This is a genomic window from Enterobacter sp. 01-M-02-SI-ECC (genome assembly GCF_047530595.1).
Lineage (GTDB): Bacteria > Pseudomonadota > Gammaproteobacteria > Enterobacterales > Enterobacteriaceae > Enterobacter > Enterobacter cloacae_M.
The window spans coordinates 418,969-438,929 of sequence record NZ_JBLKCZ010000002.1; the positions used below are offsets into that span (position 1 = coordinate 418,969).

General features: G+C 50.5%; 19 protein-coding genes. 8 read left to right on the plus strand and 11 right to left on the minus strand.

The genetic code is table 11. The annotated features are described in order from the left end of the window. Nucleotides 1-88 precede the first annotated feature (88 nt). The gene (locus tag ACMWLG_RS05115) at nt 89-1,573 is read right to left on the minus strand and encodes an SIR2 family protein (protein ID WP_414762953.1); all 1,485 of its coding nucleotides are present in this window, start codon (nt 1,571-1,573) and stop codon (nt 89-91) included. Between the two features lie 924 nt (nt 1,574-2,497). Further along, nucleotides 2,498-2,869 (minus strand): hypothetical protein, encoded by a 372-nt coding sequence (locus tag ACMWLG_RS05120; protein WP_226855190.1) that lies wholly within the window; start codon nt 2,867-2,869, stop codon nt 2,498-2,500. A gap of 949 nt (nt 2,870-3,818) precedes the next feature. On the opposite strand from ACMWLG_RS05120, the gene ACMWLG_RS05125 reads away from it, so the two are divergent. Continuing rightward, entirely contained in the window at nt 3,819-4,490 is a 672-nt protein-coding gene (locus tag ACMWLG_RS05125) for a DUF2076 domain-containing protein (RefSeq protein WP_414762954.1), read from the plus strand. 278 nt (nt 4,491-4,768) lie between these two features. Here ACMWLG_RS05125 and ACMWLG_RS05130 read toward each other — a convergent pair whose 3' ends face one another. The 5 genes from ACMWLG_RS05130 to ACMWLG_RS05150 all read right to left on the minus strand — a co-directional run bounded on the left by ACMWLG_RS05130 (nt 4,769) and on the right by ACMWLG_RS05150 (nt 9,775). Next, nucleotides 4,769-5,485, minus strand: a complete 717-nt coding sequence (locus ACMWLG_RS05130) for an ABC transporter ATP-binding protein (RefSeq protein ID WP_033145889.1) — start codon at nt 5,483-5,485, stop codon at nt 4,769-4,771. After that, the gene (locus ACMWLG_RS05135; RefSeq protein ID WP_045404408.1) at nt 5,482-6,357 is read right to left on the minus strand and encodes an ATP-binding cassette domain-containing protein; all 876 of its coding nucleotides are present in this window, start codon (nt 6,355-6,357) and stop codon (nt 5,482-5,484) included. The genes ACMWLG_RS05130 and ACMWLG_RS05135 overlap by 4 nt, the downstream gene beginning before the upstream one ends. Continuing rightward, the gene (gene livM / locus ACMWLG_RS05140) at nt 6,354-7,628 is read right to left on the minus strand and encodes a high-affinity branched-chain amino acid ABC transporter permease LivM (protein WP_032668486.1); all 1,275 of its coding nucleotides are present in this window, start codon (nt 7,626-7,628) and stop codon (nt 6,354-6,356) included. Before livM ends, ACMWLG_RS05135 begins: the two co-directional genes overlap by 4 nt. 11 nt (nt 7,629-7,639) lie before the next feature. Then, on the minus strand, nt 7,640-8,554 hold the full coding sequence (locus ACMWLG_RS05145; protein ID WP_023312278.1) for an ABC transporter permease subunit: 915 nt from the start codon (nt 8,552-8,554) through the stop codon (nt 7,640-7,642). A 99-nt stretch (nt 8,555-8,653) separates the two neighbouring features. Then, a complete protein-coding gene (locus tag ACMWLG_RS05150) occupies nt 8,654-9,775 on the minus strand; it encodes a branched-chain amino acid ABC transporter substrate-binding protein (protein WP_045404410.1) in 1,122 nt (373 codons plus the stop codon). Between the two features lie 422 nt (nt 9,776-10,197). On the opposite strand from ACMWLG_RS05150, the gene ACMWLG_RS05155 reads away from it, so the two are divergent. The 4 genes from ACMWLG_RS05155 (at nt 10,198) to ACMWLG_RS05170 (ending at nt 14,645) form a co-directional block, all read left to right on the plus strand. Next, complete coding sequence (locus tag ACMWLG_RS05155; protein WP_045620559.1) at nt 10,198-10,866, plus strand: YecA family protein; 669 nt, start codon at nt 10,198-10,200, stop codon at nt 10,864-10,866. A gap of 493 nt (nt 10,867-11,359) precedes the next feature. Then, a complete protein-coding gene (locus ACMWLG_RS05160) occupies nt 11,360-13,015 on the plus strand; it encodes a type VI secretion system Vgr family protein (RefSeq protein WP_080298654.1) in 1,656 nt (551 codons plus the stop codon). Continuing rightward, nucleotides 13,015-13,272, plus strand: coding sequence for a PAAR domain-containing protein (locus tag ACMWLG_RS05165; protein ID WP_045356826.1), 258 nt, complete (start codon nt 13,015-13,017; stop codon nt 13,270-13,272). The genes ACMWLG_RS05160 and ACMWLG_RS05165 overlap by 1 nt, the downstream gene beginning before the upstream one ends. Beyond that, a complete protein-coding gene (locus ACMWLG_RS05170; RefSeq protein WP_348594619.1) occupies nt 13,269-14,645 on the plus strand; it encodes a hypothetical protein in 1,377 nt (458 codons plus the stop codon). Before ACMWLG_RS05165 ends, ACMWLG_RS05170 begins: the two co-directional genes overlap by 4 nt. 119 nt (nt 14,646-14,764) lie before the next feature. Here ACMWLG_RS05170 and tyrP read toward each other — a convergent pair whose 3' ends face one another. Then, the gene (gene tyrP, locus ACMWLG_RS05175; RefSeq protein WP_045404417.1) at nt 14,765-15,976 is read right to left on the minus strand and encodes a tyrosine transporter TyrP; all 1,212 of its coding nucleotides are present in this window, start codon (nt 15,974-15,976) and stop codon (nt 14,765-14,767) included. 229 nt (nt 15,977-16,205) lie between these two features. Here tyrP and ACMWLG_RS05180 point away from each other — a divergent pair, with 229 nt between their 5' ends. Next, nucleotides 16,206-16,547 carry a hypothetical protein gene (locus ACMWLG_RS05180; RefSeq protein ID WP_045404419.1) on the plus strand — a complete coding sequence of 114 codons (342 nt, stop codon included), beginning with the start codon at nt 16,206-16,208 and terminating at the stop codon, nt 16,545-16,547. 36 nt (nt 16,548-16,583) lie between these two features. Here ACMWLG_RS05180 and ftnA read toward each other — a convergent pair whose 3' ends face one another. Next, nucleotides 16,584-17,081, minus strand: coding sequence for a non-heme ferritin (ftnA, locus tag ACMWLG_RS05185; protein ID WP_014884366.1), 498 nt, complete (start codon nt 17,079-17,081; stop codon nt 16,584-16,586). A 204-nt stretch (nt 17,082-17,285) separates the two neighbouring features. Continuing rightward, a complete protein-coding gene (yecR, locus tag ACMWLG_RS05190; RefSeq protein ID WP_023312272.1) occupies nt 17,286-17,624 on the minus strand; it encodes a YecR family lipoprotein in 339 nt (112 codons plus the stop codon). 234 nt (nt 17,625-17,858) lie between these two features. Here yecR and azuC point away from each other — a divergent pair, with 234 nt between their 5' ends. Further along, on the plus strand, nt 17,859-17,942 hold the full coding sequence (gene azuC, locus ACMWLG_RS05195) for a stress response protein AzuC (RefSeq protein WP_014884364.1): 84 nt from the start codon (nt 17,859-17,861) through the stop codon (nt 17,940-17,942). A gap of 107 nt (nt 17,943-18,049) precedes the next feature. Continuing rightward, a complete protein-coding gene (locus ACMWLG_RS05200) occupies nt 18,050-18,301 on the plus strand; it encodes a DUF2766 family protein (RefSeq protein WP_008500405.1) in 252 nt (83 codons plus the stop codon). Between the two features lie 42 nt (nt 18,302-18,343). Here ACMWLG_RS05200 and ACMWLG_RS05205 read toward each other — a convergent pair whose 3' ends face one another. Then, entirely contained in the window at nt 18,344-19,687 is a 1,344-nt protein-coding gene (locus ACMWLG_RS05205; protein WP_023312271.1) for an anaerobic C4-dicarboxylate transporter, read from the minus strand. Between the last annotated feature and the right edge of the window lie 274 nt (nt 19,688-19,961).

The window sequence follows — 19,961 nt, forward strand, 5'->3', positions numbered from 1 at the left end:
ATTGATGGTAAGTACTGGCAGGTTTTGCGTTGGTAACTTTAATTTACTAAACCGCCTTAAAGGCGGTTTAGTAAAAAAAATCGAACATTTAAAATGCTAAGTAATCATAAAGACATAATAATTTTCTGAAATCCGTGTCACACCGTCCGGAGTGTTCTTCAAGATAATTCTTTAATTCTTCTATTGATATATTATCATCCATAACAGAATACATGATTCCACCGATGACTTTCCAGTCAGGTAAGTTATCCGTTATGTCAGTTATTGTTGAGTATTCATTTCCGCATTCTTTAACATAACCCTTTAAGTCAGCGATAATTTTATCAACTTGGCGATTTTTATATTTTTCTTCATTAATGAGATTCTCACAAATTGAACTGAATGCGAAAACCGAGAACCTTTCACGAGTTGATATGACTTGCTTATTCAGTAATGATATAAGTTGTGAGTTTGCTTCATCAACTATTTTGAAATAATTTTGAATCATTTCAGTTTTGGTTTGGAATTCATATTTAACAGTCCGTTCTGAACCAACGGCTAAAACCATATCTTCATTTTTTAGTTCATCGATGTTTTCTGTTATATTTACCTTTATTTCTCCGCCGCTTTTAATAGTATTCCAAACTTTTTGCACTTTCCTGATGTCCATCGCGGAAACTGGAAGGACTAGTTTTGAAAGTGCATCATATATAGCAGTATAGTTATCTGTTTTGATTTTATTGATGCGGATAGTTGCCATGCTCTCAATATCAATATCATGCTCGGTTATTTCTGTCGTATGATCACCAGGTGCATATTCAACTAGCAGGAAGTTATCGCGAATCTTCTTTGCTAGTTCAGTGTTGACATTTACATATGAAAAAATAGTTTTTAACAGGGACTTAATGTTTGAATCACTTATGCTATAGCCAATAAATATAATAGGGTTGTGTATGAAAATAGAAAGGAGTTGGGCCCTGATTAATTCGTATTTATTATTGAAGTTATTATAGTCGTCTCTTGTTATAATTATGTTGTCTGAGTCGGTTACACAACCATGTATTTTGTAAACTGAGCCATAGGGGTTGCTAAGAAGAATATCATTCCCTATTAACGGGTTGAACTCAAAAACTTTTTCACATAAACGATCGTAATTCGTGGTTATGACGGAACCAATGTTTTTACGTGCTCTAATTAGAGCGTCAATTTCATTGCTTTTTTCGGGTCTTATCAATAAGCCGTTAAGTATTTCTGTTATATAAATTTTAAAACGGCTCAGTTTCTTGCCTTCTTTCATGTTTTTATAAAAAATATCGTTAATGGCTTCGAATTTGCCATTCCGATCAGTTGCAAGACATTTGTTGAATTCTATCTCAAGCCTTGTTGCCAAAAGGTCATAACTATATTCACCATTCTCCATTGATTCTGCTTTAAGGTCATAGTAAAACTCCTCATTACCCGTGAGTTCATTGGATATAAACTCAAGTAATTCATTCCAGCCAAAAGAGTTTTGAAGATACCTAAGACTAAAACCGGTGCCGATGAAAAGCACTGGATGATTTTTGTAATGACCTACAAAATCTTGGATTTCCATACCAATTCTCAACATTAACCCACATACTCATCATAAAATCAAATTTCGAAAGAAAATGCCAATGGTCTTTCATAAATAGTATCACCCTTATCAGACTGGAAAGGGGAACGAACATTAGTGGCAAACCACCACCATAGCTGACCTGGTACAGGTACAGCCAAGCTACATTTTTAGACGTTATTCATGTACTGAGATTGGCACTTGGGCTTCCGTGCCAGGGGGGGCTTACCTGTGCTGACTCTGTGCTCAAAGTTATCCAAGTCTATCTATTTACTGCCAATTACAGTAAAGTAGATGGACAATTGCAGCGAAGTTTCGCAATGTACTGCTATCTAACTCATTGATCCTGCGTAGAATTTAAAATCCCTCGGCGTTCGCGCTGTGTGGGTTCAAGTCCCACTCCGGGTACCATGGGAAAACTAGAATAAAATCAATGATAAGCAGTGTCGTATAAACCACCGAAAGGTGGTTTTTTATTATCTGTTTTTCGCCATTGCCATTGTTTCGCCATTCGGCTTCGCCAGAGAAAGAGGGTATTACTGTCCCTCGAACACCAACCAAACGCGTACCACGCTATAGGTTACCAGCTGATTTCATCCCATCCGATGCTTTTCCATGATCTAATTATGGCAGGAAGCAGTCAAGCCTGACCCTCTAACGCCAGGCCCACCAATCGGTGGGCTTTTTGCTGGAGTAAGAGCAATTGAGGTCTTCAACGTTCGTCAAACACCTTGAGTATCGCAATTCGGTATATAAAGTAACCAAGTACAATGAGAGCACCAGACGCTGCGCCCCAGATAAAACGGGATTCGTCTTTTGAAAATGAAAAGAAATAAATACAGGACAATAGGCCCGCAGAAGCAATTCCCATCCCCAACCCGCGCAGAATTCTGGATGCTATTAGTTTGATAATGTCCTGAGTGTTCATAATCCACCAAAAAAGTATTTACATACTTCGTTAAATTCATGCTTGTTTACATCTGCTACGCTGCATGCGTCAAGAAAAGGTTTCAATTTATCTTCAACAAGAAAATACAGAAGATCCAAATCACCCATACTCTTAAGTCGGTAGTAGAGTGCAGGGTTTTGGTTTTCAAGCTTTCTGGCCGTATAGATAGCTCTCGATGTTTCTGCGCCAATCGTCAGAGCACTTCCGATGACTACGCCAGCGGCGAACGAGGTCATAATACGTGTCGATACGGCAGCACCTAGCTTTACTCCGGTTAGCTCAGCGAATATGAATTTACCAGCCATTACGCCTGTAAAATTTTGTGCAATACCCTGAATACTGTCCATGTTAACTTTTGACATGAACTCTCTGATTACGGCATTAACTATTTTTTGAGCTTCCTGATGAACCGATATCCCTCGTTTGAGCTGTTAGCCATCCTCACTCGATCATCAAAATTAGAATGACGATGAGTCGTGTCCATGAAGTCATATCCGAGGTAATACATACTGACCGGGAAAGAGAGCATTCCTTGGGCTACAGAAGCCAGGAAACCGGAATCGCCAACATCCAGACTTTTCAGCATCCTTTTTGCCAGAGATTTCGCGCTGTCCAATTCAAACCTTCCTTATGGTTTTGCTTGTGAAACAGACAGAATGATAATGAGGATACTACGAAAAAGAAAATGCAAAAGCCCCACCGAGTTGATGGTGAATTGTAGAGTTACACTTTTGTCGAAGCGTCGACGCCATGTAGACGCGGATTTTGAAGCAGCCATTCAAACGCTTGATCTTCCGCTGGATTGTGAGAAAAACTGGATTTAGCTCTCCGAAAATAGTGGCAGCAGAAGTGCAACCATCACCAGTGATTACCTGCGATTACCATATAAAAGAGTCTTACGTATCATAAGCTTATGATGCGTAAGGCTCTCTTATAGTTTTTAAAGTCCCTCGGCGTTCGCGCTGTGTGGGTTCAGGTCCCACTCCGGGTACCATGGGAAACAAAGAATAATCAAAGCAATAAGCAGTGTCGTGAAACCACCGAAAGGTGGTTTTTTTGTGCCTTTGGCTTAGGGCGAAGTGATCGTATCTCATCATCGTCCCGATCCTGCTGTGCCCGAGAATTTGCTGTTATACCAGAAGGTTAAGCCTGACTCTCTAATAACAAGCCCAGAAAGCAGGGCGATTTTCAGCTAACCTGCAACCAATCTTAAACAAACATTTCACTCGCCAGACACAGGTTGCCGCCGCTGATAAACTGGTTGGTATCCACCCTGGAGAGCGGAAGGTTATTGTCATGCAATATGAAGAACAGCAGCTTATCAACGGCCTTTTCGAGCGTCTAAAACAGACCGGACAACAAAACAGCCAACGGGATGCAGATGCAGAGCGTCAGATCGCTCAATTTGTCAGACAGCAGCCTGCGGCCCCCTACTATATGGCGCAGTCGATTTTGATTCAGGAAGCGGCGCTGAAACGCCTACAGGCCCGGGTTCAGGAGCTTGAAAGCGAATTAGCCGCGCAAAAAAGCAAACCCTCGATGGGCGGCAGTTTCCTCGGCGGCCTGTTTGGTGGCGGGAAAAATAACCCGCAGCCTGACAACAGCTGGAATGCCCAGCCGCAACAGCCACCGGCGCAGGATTACTCTCGGGCGCCAGCTACTCGCGGCGGCGGTTTTATGGCTGGCGCGCTCCAGACAGCCGCTGGCGTGGCCGGTGGCATAGCGCTTGCCGAGATGCTTACCAGCATGTTCCATCAGTCGCGGCCGGAAGAGATCGTGAACATCATCGAAGAACCGGCAATGCCCGTCGGTGGCGAACCGTTTGTCGGTAATCAATACGGCGACGTTAATAACATCTCTGACACCCGTTTCCTCAACCAGAACGATCCGTTAGGCAGTAATAACGACGTCTGGCAGAATGACGATGTAGATGACGACTACAGCAATGACGACGATAGTTTTATTTAACGACGTTATCGTGTAACCACCGAAATGAAGTGAACCCCGAAAGTTAGGTATCCAACTTTCGGGGTTTTGCGTTTCCGGGTCAAAAAAGCTTTCGCGGCTAAGTCTGAAGGCTCATAAATCACATTCTTTTTACTACGTTTCTTACTAACAAACCTGTAAGAATTGCCGGAAGCAATCCAAACAAAGAGGCGATATCGACTAACATATACTCCAGTTCTTCTATCCCATATGTGCCGAAATGATCCATCACGGAATCAGCCCATTTGGCAGATATCAAATCACACCCCACCTAAATACGCCTTCCTCACCTCCTGATTTCCCAGCAGCTCCTCGCCGCTGCCGCTCAACCGGATCTGCCCGTTAACCATCACATACCCACGGTCTGAAAGCTTCAGCGCGTGATGCGCATTCTGCTCCACCAGAAAGATGGTCATGCCGTTGCGGGCCAGCTCGCGCAGCGTCTGGAAGATCTGTTTCACCACAATCGGGGCTAAGCCCAGGCTGGGCTCATCCAGCAGCAGCAGCTTCGGACGGCTCATCAGCGCCCGGGCGATCGCCAGCATCTGCTGTTCCCCGCCGGACATGGTCATCGCGCGCTGCTTGCGCCGCTCCTTGAGGCGCGGGAAGAGGTCGAACATGGTTTGCATATCCTCAGCGGCAAACTGGCTGCCGATGGGGATGGTCCCCATCAGCAGATTCTCTTCAACGGTCATATCCGGGAAGATTCGTCTGCCTTCCGGCGCCTGCGCAATGCCTCCGGACGCGACGTAGTGGGTGGATTTATGGCTGATATCTTCGCCGCCGAAAAGGATCTGTCCGCTGCGAATACGGGGCTGGCCAAAGATGGACATCAGCAATGTCGATTTACCCGCGCCGTTTGCGCCAATCAGCGCCACGGTTTCACCCTTATTGACCTCGAGGGAAACCTGCTTCAGCGCCTGAATGACGCCGTAGAACACGTCCACCTCGCGAAATGCCAGCAGCGGTTCGCTCATAGGGTGACCTCGCTTTCATCCGTACCCAGGTAGGCGGCAATAACCTTTTCATCATGCTGGATCTGCTCGGGTTTTCCCCTGGCAATAACATCCCCGTGGTCGAGCACGATAATGTCGTCCGAAATCTCCATCACCATCCCCATATCATGCTCAATCAGTAGTACCGTGATGTCATGATGATCCCGCAGAAAGCGAATAATGCTGCTGAGCTTATGCGTTTCAACCGGGTTAAGCCCGGCGGCGGGTTCATCCAGACAGATCATTTCCGGCCCGGTGCACATTGCTCGCGCAATTTCCAGACGCCGCTGCTGGCCGTACGACATCTCTCCCGCCAGGCGATTGGCGCACTCCTCCAGATCCACCACTTCCAGCCAGTAGAAGGCCCTGTCCAGGGCGTCGCTTTCCGCCCGCCGGTATGCCGGCGTATTTAAGATCCCGGCAAGCAGATTGCGGTTAACGCGCATATGCTGCGCAACCAGCAGGTTTTCTACGACAGACATCTCGCGAAAAAGACGGATATTTTGAAACGTGCGCGCCAGCCCTGCGCGGTTGACCAGATGCGTTCCGCCGAACATTTTGTAGAAAAGACGCTGCCCGAACTGCGCGGGGTTAATCCAGTCTCCCGGCTGGAATTTTTGTCCGAGGACCTGAATAACGTTGGTCGTTTTATGGCGGGTATTAAATAAAATGTTGCCGCCGGAGGCCCTGTAGAAGCCCGTCAGGCAGTTAAACACGGTAGTTTTTCCCGCCCCGTTTGGCCCAATCAGGGCGGTAATTGAGCCACGCTGCACGTCCGGGTTGACGTCGTTTAACGCCTTAATCCCGCCGAAGTGCATCATCAGATGTTCAACGCGCAATATCGTTCCGTTCATGGCGCGACGCCCTTACGCACGGCAAACCCGCTGCGGTTAATGCGGATCAAACCGCGCGGACGCCAGATCATCATCACCACCATGAGCATGCCAAACAGCAGGACGCGGTACTCGGCAAAACTGCGCAGCAGTTCCGGCGTTACCGTGAGCACAAAGGCGGCCAGCACCACGCCTAGCGTAGAGCCCATACCGCCCAGCACCACAATGGCGAGGATCAGCGCCGATTCAAAGAAGGTAAAGGAGGTGGGATTCACGAACCCCTGATAGGTGGCGAAGAACACCCCAGCAATGCCCGCGGTCGACGCGCCCAGCGTAAAGGCGGAGAGCTTAACCAGAACATGATTCAGCCCCATCGAGCGGCACGCAATTTCGTCTTCACGCAGCGCTTCCCACGCCCTACCAATCGGCATCCGCGTCAGGCGGTGCTTGATATAGAGCACCAGCATCACCACCAGGAACAGCACCGCGTAGATAAAAATAAACTTCATGTTCGGGTTGTAGGTCAGGTGGAAAAATTCGTGGAAGGGCACGCCGCCTTCTTTCGCGCGTCGTCCAAATTCCAGGCCGAAAAAGGTGGGGGGAGGGGCCGAGACGCCGTTTGGGCCGCCGGTGAAGGTCAGCCAGTTGTTCAGTATCAGGCGAATGATCTCCCCGAACCCGAGGGTGACGATGGCCAGATAGTCACCGTGCATGCGCAGTACCGGGAAACCGAGCAGGGCGCCTGCGGCGGCGGCCATGATTGCCGCCAGTGGCAGCATGCTCCAGAAGCCTAAGCCGAGATACTGGTATCCCAGCGCCAGACCGTACGCCCCAATTGCGTAGAACGCGACATATCCCAAATCCAGCAGGCCGGCCAGACCCACGACGATATTCAGCCCCAGACCGAGAAGCACGTAGATCAGCCCGAGAATGGCGACGGTCAGCACATATTTAGTGGCGACAAACGGAAAGCAAATCGCAAGGGCAATTACCAAAGGAATAATCCAGCGCATGCGGCTTTTATATTCCGGTGGCCGGACATATACGCCCGCGCTATCGGCTTCGAAGCGCGCCTGGAAACGGGCGCCCGCGGCGGTACCTAAAAAGACGCTCAACAGAAAACGCCCGAACATGACGATGCCAACCATCCAGGCCAGCCGTTGCCCGGCGAAGTTAAAGCTGTACCCGTCCAGCACCACGCCCGCAATGGGGCCGAAAATAATCAGCGCAATCAGTCCGGAAAAAATCGCGTCCAGCATGCAGCGTTTAAGTGAAAAAACGTGTGATGTCATCATTCTCTCCCTCATACTTTGGCCACAATCGGGCGTCCAAGCAGGCCCTGAGGACGGAAAATAAGGATCATGACCAGCAGGCCGAACGAAAAGACATCTTTATAGTCCGAGTTCACCATGCCCGAGAACTGGGCTTCCGCCACGCCCAGGATAAGGCCGCCGAGCATGGCGCCGGGGAGGGAGCCGATGCCGCCGAGTACCGCTGCAGTAAAGGCTTTAATGCCGATCACGAACCCGACGTAGAAATCAAAGGTGCCGTAATTCATGGTGATCAACACCCCCGCCAGACCGGCCATCGCCGCGCCGATCACAAAGACCAGCGAAATAATTCGGTCGGTGTTAATGCCCAGAATGGAGGCCATCTTACGATCCTGCTGTACCGCGCGGCACATCCGGCCCAGCCGGGTATGGTTGATAATCCAGGTGAGCACCAGCATGCCGGCAAACGAGGCAACCAGAATAAACACTTTGGTGTAGGTTATCTGTACGAACCCGTCGCCCAGATGCAGGCGAATCACGCCGTCCAGCATGGTCGGCACTCCTTGCTGACGCGGACCCTGGCTCAGCTGAGCGTAGTTTTGCAGGATAAGCGACATGCCGATGGCGGAGATCAGCGGCGCCAGGCGCGTGGAGTTGCGCAGCGGCTTGTAGGCGATACGCTCGATGGTCCAGCCGTACACCCCGGTTACTACAATGGTGAACACCAGCGTCCCGAGGATCAGCAGTGGGAACGACTGCAGACCGAAGAACGAGAGCAGCGCCAGGCCAATGGCGCAGAGATACGCGGAAATCATATACACTTCGCCGTGGGCGAAATTGATCATCCCGATAATGCCGTACACCATGGTGTAGCCGATGGCGATTAAACCGTAGACGGAGCCCAGCGTTAAGCCATTGATTAACTGTTGCAGGAAGAATGTACTCATCTTAGCGCGCTCGTTTTATAGGCTGCGCGAGCCGCGCAGCCTGATGTTTATTACGCGCCGACGGGCAGGCCCGCCGACGTTGAGCGTGACTCCGTCCCGTTACTGCACTTCCTTATATTTCCCTTTGTCGTCCCACTGGTAAACCACGTAGTCAGACACTTTCAGATCGCCTTTGCTGTCCCAGGCTTTTTTGCCCATCACCGTGTCGACGGAATTGGCCTTTAGCCACTCGCTGGCTTTGGCCGAGTCCTTGCCGCCGGTGGCCTTGAAGGCCGCGGCAATGGCCTGTACGGAGGCATAGGAGTAAAGGGTGTAACCTTCCGGCTCGAATTTACCGGCGCGGAATTTCTCGATAACCGCTTTACCGTCGGGGATAAGACGCGGATCTTTACCGAAGGTCATGTAAATACCGTTGGTGTATTGCGGGCCCCCCGCGGCGGTCACCATCTCTTCGTTGACAATACAGTCGCCGGAGAAGAATTTCGCCTGCACGCCCTGTTCGCGCATCTGGCGAACCAGCGGACCGGCTTCCGGGTGACAGCCACCGAAGAACACGACGTCCGGTTTTTGCGCGCCGATCTTCGTCACCAGCGCGTTAAAGTCTTTTTCACCGCGGGATAACCCCTCATACATCACATTCTGAACGCCGCGTTTCGCCAGCGCCGCTTTGGTGGCGTCAGCCAGACCCTGACCATAGGTGTCTTTATCGTGAATAATCACCACGCGCTTGGCTTTCAGCTTGTCGATGATGAAGTCGCTGGCAACCTGACCCTGCTGATCGTCGCGTCCGCACATGCGGAACATATCGCTCATGCCGCGTTCGGTGATCAGCGGGTTAGTTGAGCCGGGGGTAATCGAAATAATGCCCGCGTCGCTATACACCTCGGAGGCGGGCATTGTGGAAGAGGAGCAGAAATGGCCGACCACGGCGTTGACCTTATCCTGGTCAACTAAACGGTTGGCCACGGCCACGGCTTGCTTGGGCTCGCAGGCATCATCCCCCTGAACCAGTTTGATTTTCTCGCCGTTAATGCCGCCTGCGGCATTAATGTCTTCAGCGGCCTGCGTTGCGCCGTGCCAGTACTGATCGCCATAGGTGGCATTAGGACCCGTGAACGGCCCGGCCACGCCAATCACAATATCTGCCCGGGCGGAAAACGCCGTCACCAGGCAACCGGCCAACACAAGAGAAAGAGGAGTTCTGATAAATTTCAGCGACATTATTATGTTCCTTAGCAAAGAGGTTTTTGCACCACGGCGTAAACCCGAACGCCCGACGGCGCAGCCAATCCGAAACACGAGCAAGAACAAAATGCACTAAACGAACAAGATACAGACGGCATCCTGCATGTACGGCGAGGTATCCCTGCGCAGCGTCGCGCGAAGAACATTAAGCAAAAACGTTGCCAGAATGGTTAACCCTTTGACGGGCTTGTGACATGTCTGAGTATAGAGCGCCGCGTTATGCCGCCTTGCGGGAGGAGAAGAAATTACAGCGGAGATCACATATCGTTAACAATAAAGCCCATAAGTTGTGCAAAGGTCACGATTTGCACGTTTTTGCAGCAATAAAGACCTAAACTTCAGCCCGGAGAGGCGTGAGATATGTGTTAGGATCGTTTCCTTTTGCAGGAGTGTCAGCGATGACTGAAGGCCCATTGAATGAAAGCGAAATGGCGTGGCTTGAAGAGACGTTAATGTCTTACGGTCATGATGATGCGTCCGTGATTGACGTGTCCGAACTGGACGGCATGCTAACCGCGGTGCTTTCCGGTCCTGTTGTCGTTGAGCCAGATGCCTGGCTGGTGGCGGTGTGGGGCGGCGAGAAATATATCCCGCGCTGGAAAAACGATCGGGAAATGAACCGTTTTATCGATCTCTGCTTTAAGCACATGAACGATATTGCCGAGCGCCTGAGCGAGTACCCGGATCAGTTTGAACCTATGTTCGGCTATAACGACGTGGACGGTGAGAGCTATACCGTGGTGGAAGAGTGGTGCTACGGCTATATGCGCGGCGTGGCGCTGACGGACTGGTCAGCCTTGCCGGAAGCCCTCAAGGCCGATCTTGAGGTGATAGCCCTGCACGGGACGGAAGAGAACAGCGAAAAGCTGGATGAACTGTCCGAAGAGGAATATATCGCCAGCATCGAGCGTATCCAGCCTGCGGCACTGCGTTTATATCAATACTGGGTAAACAACCCGCAGCAGCCGGAAGCGAAGAAGCCGACGGTGAACGGCACGAAGGTCGGGCGTAACGATCCGTGTCCTTGCGGCAGCGGGAAGAAGTTTAAGAGCTGCTGTTTGCACTGAAACATTTTTGTGGCATTGGTTCGTTCACCTTAAGACCAGTAGAAAATAATACGGTCTTTACCTGTGAACGAAATAAGGGGCCGTCGAGGCCCCTTATCAATCCTCCCGGCTCCGCGGAAAATCGATGCTTCGCACTGCGCTTACCTCCCAACCTTCTGCCTTCAGGTAATGATAACTCTCTGAACTTTGCCGTAAACGATATATATATATGGCCAGGCATATCAGACCGTGAATAAGCGCAATGTTTATTGTTGCTCATCGAATACCATTGATCTCTATACCCTGAAGGGCTTAGTGGGATTCTTGTATTTTCATATTTCTTCCGGGTATTTATTTTATCTTTTCATTTAATTCATGAATGTTTATTTTGTGTTTATTTGCGCGTTGAATAATTTAAATCTTTCATCCCTTTCTGTGAAATAAGGTTTTAATGATCGGTCTCCAGGCGTATATTTTGATTAATCTTATCGGTTGATCAAAAGGATAATTGACGATGGCAGGGCAATCAAACTCGATTCAACAACAGGATACATTGAATCGTTATTTACTGTATTTTCCCAGAAATAAAACCGTTTTATCTGATGTTCTCTCGTTTAGAGGAGAAGAAGAACTCAGTAAACCCTATCGCTATACCATTCGCTTTACCAGTCCGGTACCAGATATTGCCGTCAACGACGTTCTTAACCAGATGGCTGAGTTTATTCTGCGTGCCCCGAATCCGAAAGCTGGCTGGCACAATCAGGAGCCCTGGCTGCCGGTGCGGCAGATAAATGGCGTAATCACGTCATTTACCCGTCTGAAGTCGTCCGCTGATGAAACGCTGTATGAATGCGTGCTGGAGCATGAACTGGCGCTGATGGACCGAAATTATCGTTCGGCCGTGTACATGGGTATGACGGTGCCTGAGCTCGTCACGAAGTTAATGAAGGACAGCGGACATTTTCAGGGTTACAACATCGATTTCGACCAGCTGGGCTTCAGCTACCCGTTGCGGGAAATGGTTATCCAGTGGAAAGAAACCGATCTCCAGTTTATCCACCGCCTGCTGGCCGAAGTCGGGATCTGGTTTCGCTTTGAAAATCACGACAAGGTACCGGCCGAAACGGTGGTGATTTTTGGTGACGGGGGCCGTCGCTACGTTTTCAGCGATAAAAAGCTGCCATATGTCCGTCATTCGGGCATGACCAGTCATGAAGAGTACGTTACCGAGCTCGAAGAGCGCTACCAGCTCATTCCCGAAAACGTGCTGGTCCGCACCTATAACTATCGCGATCCGTTTTCTCCGCAGGCGGATAAAACCATTACCGACAACGACATTCCTGACGGGATAACCCGCGGCAAACAGTACCACTACGCCGATCACTTTCTGAGTGAAGGCGACTTTTATGGACAGGAGGCGGAAACGGCTACGTTTTACGCGCGCCTGCGCTATGAGCGTCTGCTGAACAATCAGAGCGTGCTGGGGCTGACGACCAGCGATCCGGAACTGCTGCCGGGCGTGATGTTTAACCTGACAGGAGATATTCCTGCCGGGTTTAAGCCCGGATATACGGATACAAAACGGGGCATTCATACCGAGCCTGTGAGTCAATTTTATCAAATTTTTTCTAAAACATATATTCACCCATCAGAAAAATATATTGCCGTACCGACAAAAAATGTATCGGAATTTATCATTTCAAAAGACTATGGGAAAAACTGGCAAATAGCTGTGTTTGCGCCAGAAAGTTTAGAAATTAGATTGAGGGCGTGGTCTAATCAGTCTGTTCATCCTGATCAGCAAAACGCTATTTCATTTGCAGTTATTAATGACCAAGGTTATTTGGTCATTAAGCCATATGATGGAGGAAACAAAAATCAGCGTGACTTCATATATATGTCATCTAAGCCATTCGATGATCCCGGTTTTAAAAGTAAAGATTATATCGATATTGGTTTAGATAAAAATTATAAGCCTTTACAAATGCCTAAATCATTCAGCGATTGGTCATGGGGAACGCTCTATATAACTAATGGTGAGTTAGACCAAACAGGCTTAAAAGAAATGAAAAAATATCAGGGGCTGCCCGATAAGGTTCCGGAAGTAAAAGGCTATACCGGCTGGGATCATATGCGTTGCGATATGGATGCAGGAAGGAAAGGATACTAATGAACGGCGTAATTCGACTCAATGACCCGCTGGTAAGCGGCGGGAAAGTAATTAAGGCGTCAGGCGCGCAATTTATGGGCCTGCCTGTGGCTCTGAAAGGCGATGAAGTGACGTGTACGGAGCATAAGGGGACGTTCCCTATTAACGATTGTCACCCAACCTGGACGATGAACGGCCGCGGCGTGGTCGTGGACGGCTGTAAAGCGGCGTGTGGTTGTGCTATCCGGACTACGCTACCTGTTGCGGGGGCTGTGTGATGAATTGGTGGTTGTATCCTGAACAGGACGAATTTAAAGAAGACTACCCCTATCTGGCAGTTTTTATCTTATATGTGATCGTCGTGATTATCTGTATTGCTGTTCGGGCAGTCACCTGGCCGGGTAATAAACATGTAGATCTCGATTTTCTTGCCCAGTCCGCGGTTATTCCGGTTGTTTTTCTGACGGGGTTCGTTCAGATGTGGTCTGTCGTGTATCACGGCATGAGGCACTACATGGAAACGAGGCTGCTGATTGCCGCCCGGCAGGAATATAAGGTTGTCAGCTTCGCCAGGGGGAACATTACCCTTGCTGGCTGGTCCGTACTCACTCCACCAAAGGCAACAAAGGAACTGGCACTGAGAATGCTGAAACTTGAGGGAGAGTTTCCGCTGGCCGCTAAAATGCCGTTGAAAATCGAGCTGGAAGAATCGTTCGATTTCACGAGGGCCGGGCAGGCAGTAGCCCGCGTTCTGGAGCCCATGGCAGGGAAACTTTCTCGGTACCAGCAGATTGAAGCGCTGGTGTGGGTTCGAGGCGGGGATGAATCCTTTAGCGATGAACTGCGGCGAGTGTTCGAACGCCAGGCAATCAGCGCCGATAAAATTACGTTTTTACCTGAATGTCCGGACTATACGCAAATAACGGAGTGGATAAAGCAGTCCGGAACCCGTGTCGCAAATCACCTGCTTATCATTGCAGACCTGCACCCGGCAGAAGAAGAATCGAAGTGGATGGAGAATGTCACCGCGCTTTTCTTCACAAATTACTACGTCAAAACTGAAGGAGAAAAACCTGTTTATCTTTACCAGCCGATGACAGGTGTTACTGACGTTGAAAGCAAGGTGCCGGTTTATCTGAGGACGGAAACGGTCAGTAAACCTAAAATGCTCTGGTATACCGGGTTATCCCGCACAGAGAAGTATCCGCTGCTGGAAGTGCTGGACGAGAACAAAGTGGTGCCGGACAGGCTGGAGCTTGAGGCTTCGCTCGGTGAGCGCTCTGCCGGTTATCAGTGGCTGATGCTGACGCTGGCCGCTGATGCGATTATGTACGGGCAGGGCGATCAGCTTGTGGCCGCGTCCGCACAGAACCATTTTGCCATGGCCGCGCTATCCTCCCGGTTGACCTGCCAACCCGATTACCCCGAAGAAAAAAGATATACGTTGCCGTGGCAAGCTGGCGGGATTGGCGGTCTGATGTTGTTTTTTGGGCTGATGTTAATCATTGCCAGCGTTGGTGAAGCCGGTAAAACTCTGTCCGGCTGGTTTATAACGATAATGGCGGTTCTGTTAATAGGTTTATTCCTTGGGATGGGGACATTGTTTACCTTGTATTATGGTGACAAAGCTTATGAGCACATGGGGATGTGATGATGAATGAAGCATTAATTTTAACGACAGCATTTCGGATGGTGATAATCGTAATATAAGGGATTGATTAAAGGGGAATCTCTCCCTATTAAAGCGGATAGTTTCCCCTTAAACCTTTGTTATCCCACTTCCGGCAGCATCCCGGCTGCAATCAACACCTGCACCAGAATAATCACCACCCCACAGCAAAACACCACGCACAGCAGCGGTTTTCCCCCCGCCACGCGGTAACCCTGCTGCGGATGCTGCTGGCGGCTCTTCCATGCCAGCAGGGAAGGGAGCAGCAGGGCCAGGATAGAGAGCGCCACCCCCGCATAGCCCAGCGCCATCACAAATCCGCGTGGGTAAAACAGCGCAAAAGCGAGCGGCGGCAGGAAGGTGATGGCCCCCGTCTGCAAGCGTCCAGCCGCGGTATTGCGACGCTGGAACAGGTCGGCGAGGTAATCAAACAGGCCGAGCGCCACGCCCAGGAACGAGGTTGCCAGCGCCAGGTCGGCAAACAGGTGTACCCCCAGCTCCACGTGCGGGGAGGTAACAACCTCGCGCAGTGCCAGCAGAAAACCGTTCAGGCCAGCGTGTTGCGCCATCAGCCCAATAAAGGTCGAAGAGTCAATGCTGCCCAGCGTCACCAGCTGCCAGAAAATATAGGCGATCAGCGGGATCGCGCTGCCGATAACAAAGACGCGGCGCAGCTTGCGGATATCGCCGTTCATATAGCTGACGATGCTCGGCACGCTGCCGTGGAAGCCAAACGAGGTGAAAATGACCGGGATCGCGGAAAGCGCCAGCCCTTTTTCCAGCGGCAGCGTCAGCAGGTTGACCTTGTGCACGTGCGGGGCCAGCAGCACCAGCATGATAATCAGGAAGAGAATTTTGGCGCTGAACAGAAAGCGGTTAAACAGATCGACCAGCGATGTCCCCACGCAGACCACGCCGCCGCCGATGAGCGCAAAGAAGATAGCCCCCGTCGCCGGGGTAATGTCAGAGCCAAACCAGTCGTTGACGCTGGAGGCGATGAGTTCCCCGGCGCCGCTGATATAGGCGGCGGTCAGGGCGTACATCAGGAACATCATGCTAAAGCCGGTTATCCACTGGCCGTAGCGTCCCAAATAGCGCGCCGCAAGCGAACCCAGACCGGTGTCGGCGGGGACGTGCTGGTAAACCTCAAGCAGCAGCAGGGCGGTGTAACACATCAGCGCCCAGAGCGTCCCCAGCAGCAGCAGGGTCATGCCAAATCCCACGCCCGCGGCCGCCAGGGGCATGGCCAGCATTCCTGCGCCAATCGTCGTTCCGGCGACGATAAAAATACTTCCCAGGGTTCTGTTTTTCACGCTTTCCTCTACAACAATGCTTAACCGCGACAAAATCTGCGGCGCAGAGTAAGGGAAAAGCCGTAATTCGTCAAATCACCGTTACAAGTAGTGTAACGAATAGTTTACGAATTATTGGCGCTCTGATCCTTTTTAGGCGGATGCCTACTTCATAAGGGCAATATTGCTGGGCGATATTCCGGCGTAACGTAAACAATAAATATAAATTATCAAATTAAGTGAGGGTTTTATGGCTGGAGAGAATCCCTTCACCGCGGCATGGAGTCGGGGAGGTAACCTGTTGTGCCATGGGCACTGGATAATCAGCTGGCAGAACCAACCCCTGATACTTCCCGAGTCCCGCCGCGAAAAGGATATGGGCACCTGGGCAATCTATTCGGTTATCGATCCTGAAGATGAAACCTTTGCACAAGGCTTACAGGAAGATGAGTGGATCGTTGAGAATGTCGACTGGTTAACGGATATGTTCTTCGAGGTGGGTATTCCGCTGGAGACGTCCAGCTACCGCTATTTTTACCAGGCGGTGAATCCTCATGACTGGCGCTGCACCAGCTGTGCGGGGTGTATGTAAATTAACGCGGTGCCGGTTTTCGGCACCGCGCTGAAATTAATTCTGCGTATCGAGGGTGGAAAGTTCTTTATCAATAAAGTAAAGACCTTCGCCGGATTTCCCCACCAGAGACAATTTATCCAGTACGGATTTAAACAGCTTCTCTTCTTCGTGTTGTTCAGCTACATACCACTGCAGGAAATTAAAGGTTGGATAATCCTGGCTGGTCATCGCGGCATGGACCAGTTCGTTAATTTTCTGCGTGATCAGCTGCTCGTGCTCGTAGGTGGCGCGGAACAGTTCATCGAGAGAATTATACTCAGCAAAAGGTGAAGCCACGGTTTCAATGCGCGGCAGGCTGCCCGTATCCGTAAGATAATCAAACAGACGCTGCATGTGGGTCATCTCTTCCTGAGCGTGACGACGCAAAAACGCGGCCGCACCTTCGAAGCTGTGATAGCTGCACCAGGCGCTCATCTGCTGGTAGAGCAGGGATGAAAAAAGCTCAAGGTTCATTTGTGCGTTGAGCTTGTCGATCATTTCAGTTTTCAGCATGGTGACGCTCCGGATTATTATTTCTGGTTCACAATGAGCGACACTATAATTTGTTATTTAATTATTTGCAAAACGTAAATTTTTTATTTTATTTATTTAAAATACGAATGGGAATAAAACGCATTGGCGATTTTTATAATTTATTAATGAGAATTGTTTTTGTTCGTAATGAAATAAACTGCCAGCAAACGCTGGCAGCGTTGATTAATACCAGGGATTATTTGTCTTAGGGTTAACGGCGTAACCCATACATTTATACTGGATAGTCACGCTCTCGTTCAGGCACAAAGAGCCGCTCGTCAGGGTGCAGGTTTTAATGGGCTGACCATAGGCTGAGGCAGTGGCATACCCCATGCTCTGACACGCTTTTGCCGCAGTGCCGTTATTAACATACTCATCGGAATACGCATTTTGCAGCGCTGCCTGGCCGTAGTCGAGGCGGACGATGCCGTTCGGCGCGTCGCGGCTGCTGACTTCAGCCTGGCGGTTGATACTACACCCCGCGAGCAGCAGGATTGTGCCGGCTACAATGACTCTTTTCATGGTTCGCTCTGAGTGGATGGAAATACCTTATCGTACCCGCAGATGCCCGCTGCAATGCCTGGAATAGCCGGACAATCTGCCCTCACTCTTCGCAACGGGTGAGAGGGGAGCGCTATCAGGCCAAATCCTGATAAGAATGTGATGAGTATCACAAAAAGATTGATTTTTGTGATGGTGGTCATATTATAAGCACGTTGACAATAAAGTTGTATAACAAGTTAATGGAGCATCATCGTGAAACTGCGCAAAATCCTGAAAAGCATGTGGGCCAATTACTGCCGCACGTTCAAAGACGTGCCGCCAGGCGCCATGTTCTGATAAAAAAACCTGCTTCGGCGGGTTTTTTTGTACCTGCAGGCGATGAAGGGAAGATGTCAGGGGGCGTGTTTTGCTACTATGGCGGCCTTTAAATAAGGAGAAAACCCATGTCACAAAACCTGAGCGCCGATCAGGAACTGGTCTCTGACGTTGTCGCCTGTCAGCTGGTTATCAAACAAATCCTTGATGTTCTGGACGTGATTGCGCCGGTTGAAGTGCGCGAGAAGATGTCTACGCAGCTGAAAAATATCGATTTTGCCAGCCATCCTGCTGCCGCTGACCCGGTTACGCTTCGTGCGATCCAGAAAGCCATCGCGCTGATTGAGCTGCGATTCACGCCGCAGGGTGAGTCCCACTAAAACAGGGAAAGGGGCGACGGCACGTGTCGCCCTTTGATGCTGTTAAAAGAACGTCTGGACCAGCAGGTAGCTCGCCGCGCACGCGCAGCTTACCCCAATCAGCCCTGGCAAAATGAAGCTGTGGTTGATGATAAATTTCCCGATGCGGGTGGTGCCTGACCGGTCAAAGCCGATGCAGGCCAAATCGCTGGGGTAGGTCGGCAGGACAAAATAGCCGTAGGACGCCGGGAAAAAGGCGATCAGCATTTTCGGGTCGATGCCTAACATCAGCCCCATCGGCGCAACGGCCGTCAGCGCCGCCGCCTGGCTGTTCACCAGTTTTGACACCAGAAACAGCACAATGGCATACGTCCACGGGTGGCTTTTCACCACGCCTTCCAGCGCCAGCTTTAACTCGTCGAGATGCGCCTGGAAAAAGGTATCGCTCATCCACGCCACGCCGAACACTGAGAAGATCGCGACCATACCGGCCTTGAACACCGCGCCGTTGGAAATCGCCGACGCATTAACCTTACAGGCCATCAGCATCACGGCGCCCGCAATTAGCATCATCATCTGAATGACAAGGTTCATCGACAGCGCCGTCATTTTGCCTTTCACTTCAAAGGCGGGGCGCAGTTCCGGGAATGCCCCCAGCAAAACGACCACGGCAATACCGGCAAAGAAAATCCACGTGGACCAGTAGGCCTGTTTAGGGAAACGCTGATTCATTAACGTCTCCGTACCGCCGTAGATAAACTCGCGCTGCTTAGGATCTTTCAGCTTTTCCTGAAACTCAATGTCGTCCGCCAAATCTTTCCCACGGCGTAAGCTCCACAGGGCCGCAATGGCTACGCCGAAAAGCGAAGCGGGAACCGACACGGCGAGAATTTCCAGGATCCCCCACGCGTGGCCGATCCCATGCTGGGCCGCCAGGATGGACACCAGCGACACAACGGCAACGGAAACGGGGGATGCCGTAATCGCCATCTGTGATGCCACCGATGCCACGGCCATGGGGCGCTCCGGGCGGATCCCTTTTTTCAGGGCGATATCCGCAATGATGGGGAACATGGTGTAGACCACGTGCCCGGTGCCGCACAGAAAGGTCAGCATCCAGGTGGTGAAAGGGGCGAGCAGGGTGATGTGCTGCGGGTGTTTGCGCAGCAGGCGTTCAGCAAACTGCATCATGACGTTGAGGCCGCCCGCAGTCTGCAGCGTAGCCGCACAGCCAATTACCGCGAGAATGGTCAGCATAACGTCAACCGGCGGCTTACCCGGTTGCAGACCAAAGACAAAACATAAAATAAAAAGACCAATGCCGCTGATTAACCCCAGCCCCATACCGCCGAAACGCGTACCCGTCAGCAGGCAGAGGAGAATGACAACAAACTCAATGGTGATCATGATGCTCCCTCGTCAATGATTATGTAACTAAATAAATCATCACACGTTGTGTGGTTAATCATTGGGAGCCAGATCTGATTTGTTAAATTTCAGCAAAAGCAGAAGGTTGGAGATGGGAAAAGGAATCCTGCCTCAGGTGGGAGGAGGGATCCCCACAAAACAATGCATGCACGGACGACTCCCTCTCCCTTGAGGGAGAGGGCTGGGGTGGTCATTCCGTTCACTTCATGTTCCTTGCTACTTTTTAACGACATGACCGGTGAACGTGCCAGGG

Bases quoted from the DNA above. Each gene is read 5' to 3' on its own strand.
- ACMWLG_RS05115 (WP_414762953.1), bottom strand. From the start codon at position 1,573: ATGGAAATCCAAGATTTTGTAGGTCATTACAAAAATCATCCAGTGCTT.
- ACMWLG_RS05155 (WP_045620559.1), top strand. From the start codon at position 10,198: ATGACTGAAGGCCCATTGAATGAAAGCGAAATGGCGTGGCTTGAAGAG.
- ACMWLG_RS05125 (WP_414762954.1), top strand. From the start codon at position 3,819: ATGCAATATGAAGAACAGCAGCTTATCAACGGCCTTTTCGAGCGTCTA.
- ACMWLG_RS05150 (WP_045404410.1), bottom strand. From the start codon at position 9,775: ATGTCGCTGAAATTTATCAGAACTCCTCTTTCTCTTGTGTTGGCCGGT.
- ACMWLG_RS05165 (WP_045356826.1), top strand. From the start codon at position 13,015: ATGAACGGCGTAATTCGACTCAATGACCCGCTGGTAAGCGGCGGGAAA.
- ACMWLG_RS05135 (WP_045404408.1), bottom strand. From the start codon at position 6,357: ATGAACGGAACGATATTGCGCGTTGAACATCTGATGATGCACTTCGGC.
- ACMWLG_RS05205 (WP_023312271.1), bottom strand. From the start codon at position 19,687: ATGATCACCATTGAGTTTGTTGTCATTCTCCTCTGCCTGCTGACGGGT.
- ACMWLG_RS05120 (WP_226855190.1), bottom strand. From the start codon at position 2,869: ATGGACAGTATTCAGGGTATTGCACAAAATTTTACAGGCGTAATGGCT.
- ACMWLG_RS05180 (WP_045404419.1), top strand. From the start codon at position 16,206: ATGGCTGGAGAGAATCCCTTCACCGCGGCATGGAGTCGGGGAGGTAAC.
- ACMWLG_RS05130 (WP_033145889.1), bottom strand. From the start codon at position 5,485: ATGAGCGAACCGCTGCTGGCATTTCGCGAGGTGGACGTGTTCTACGGC.
- livM (WP_032668486.1), bottom strand. From the start codon at position 7,628: ATGACATCACACGTTTTTTCACTTAAACGCTGCATGCTGGACGCGATT.
- ftnA (WP_014884366.1), bottom strand. From the start codon at position 17,081: ATGCTGAAAACTGAAATGATCGACAAGCTCAACGCACAAATGAACCTT.
- yecR (WP_023312272.1), bottom strand. From the start codon at position 17,624: ATGAAAAGAGTCATTGTAGCCGGCACAATCCTGCTGCTCGCGGGGTGT.
- ACMWLG_RS05200 (WP_008500405.1), top strand. From the start codon at position 18,050: ATGTCACAAAACCTGAGCGCCGATCAGGAACTGGTCTCTGACGTTGTC.
- ACMWLG_RS05145 (WP_023312278.1), bottom strand. From the start codon at position 8,554: ATGAGTACATTCTTCCTGCAACAGTTAATCAATGGCTTAACGCTGGGC.
- ACMWLG_RS05160 (WP_080298654.1), top strand. From the start codon at position 11,360: ATGGCAGGGCAATCAAACTCGATTCAACAACAGGATACATTGAATCGT.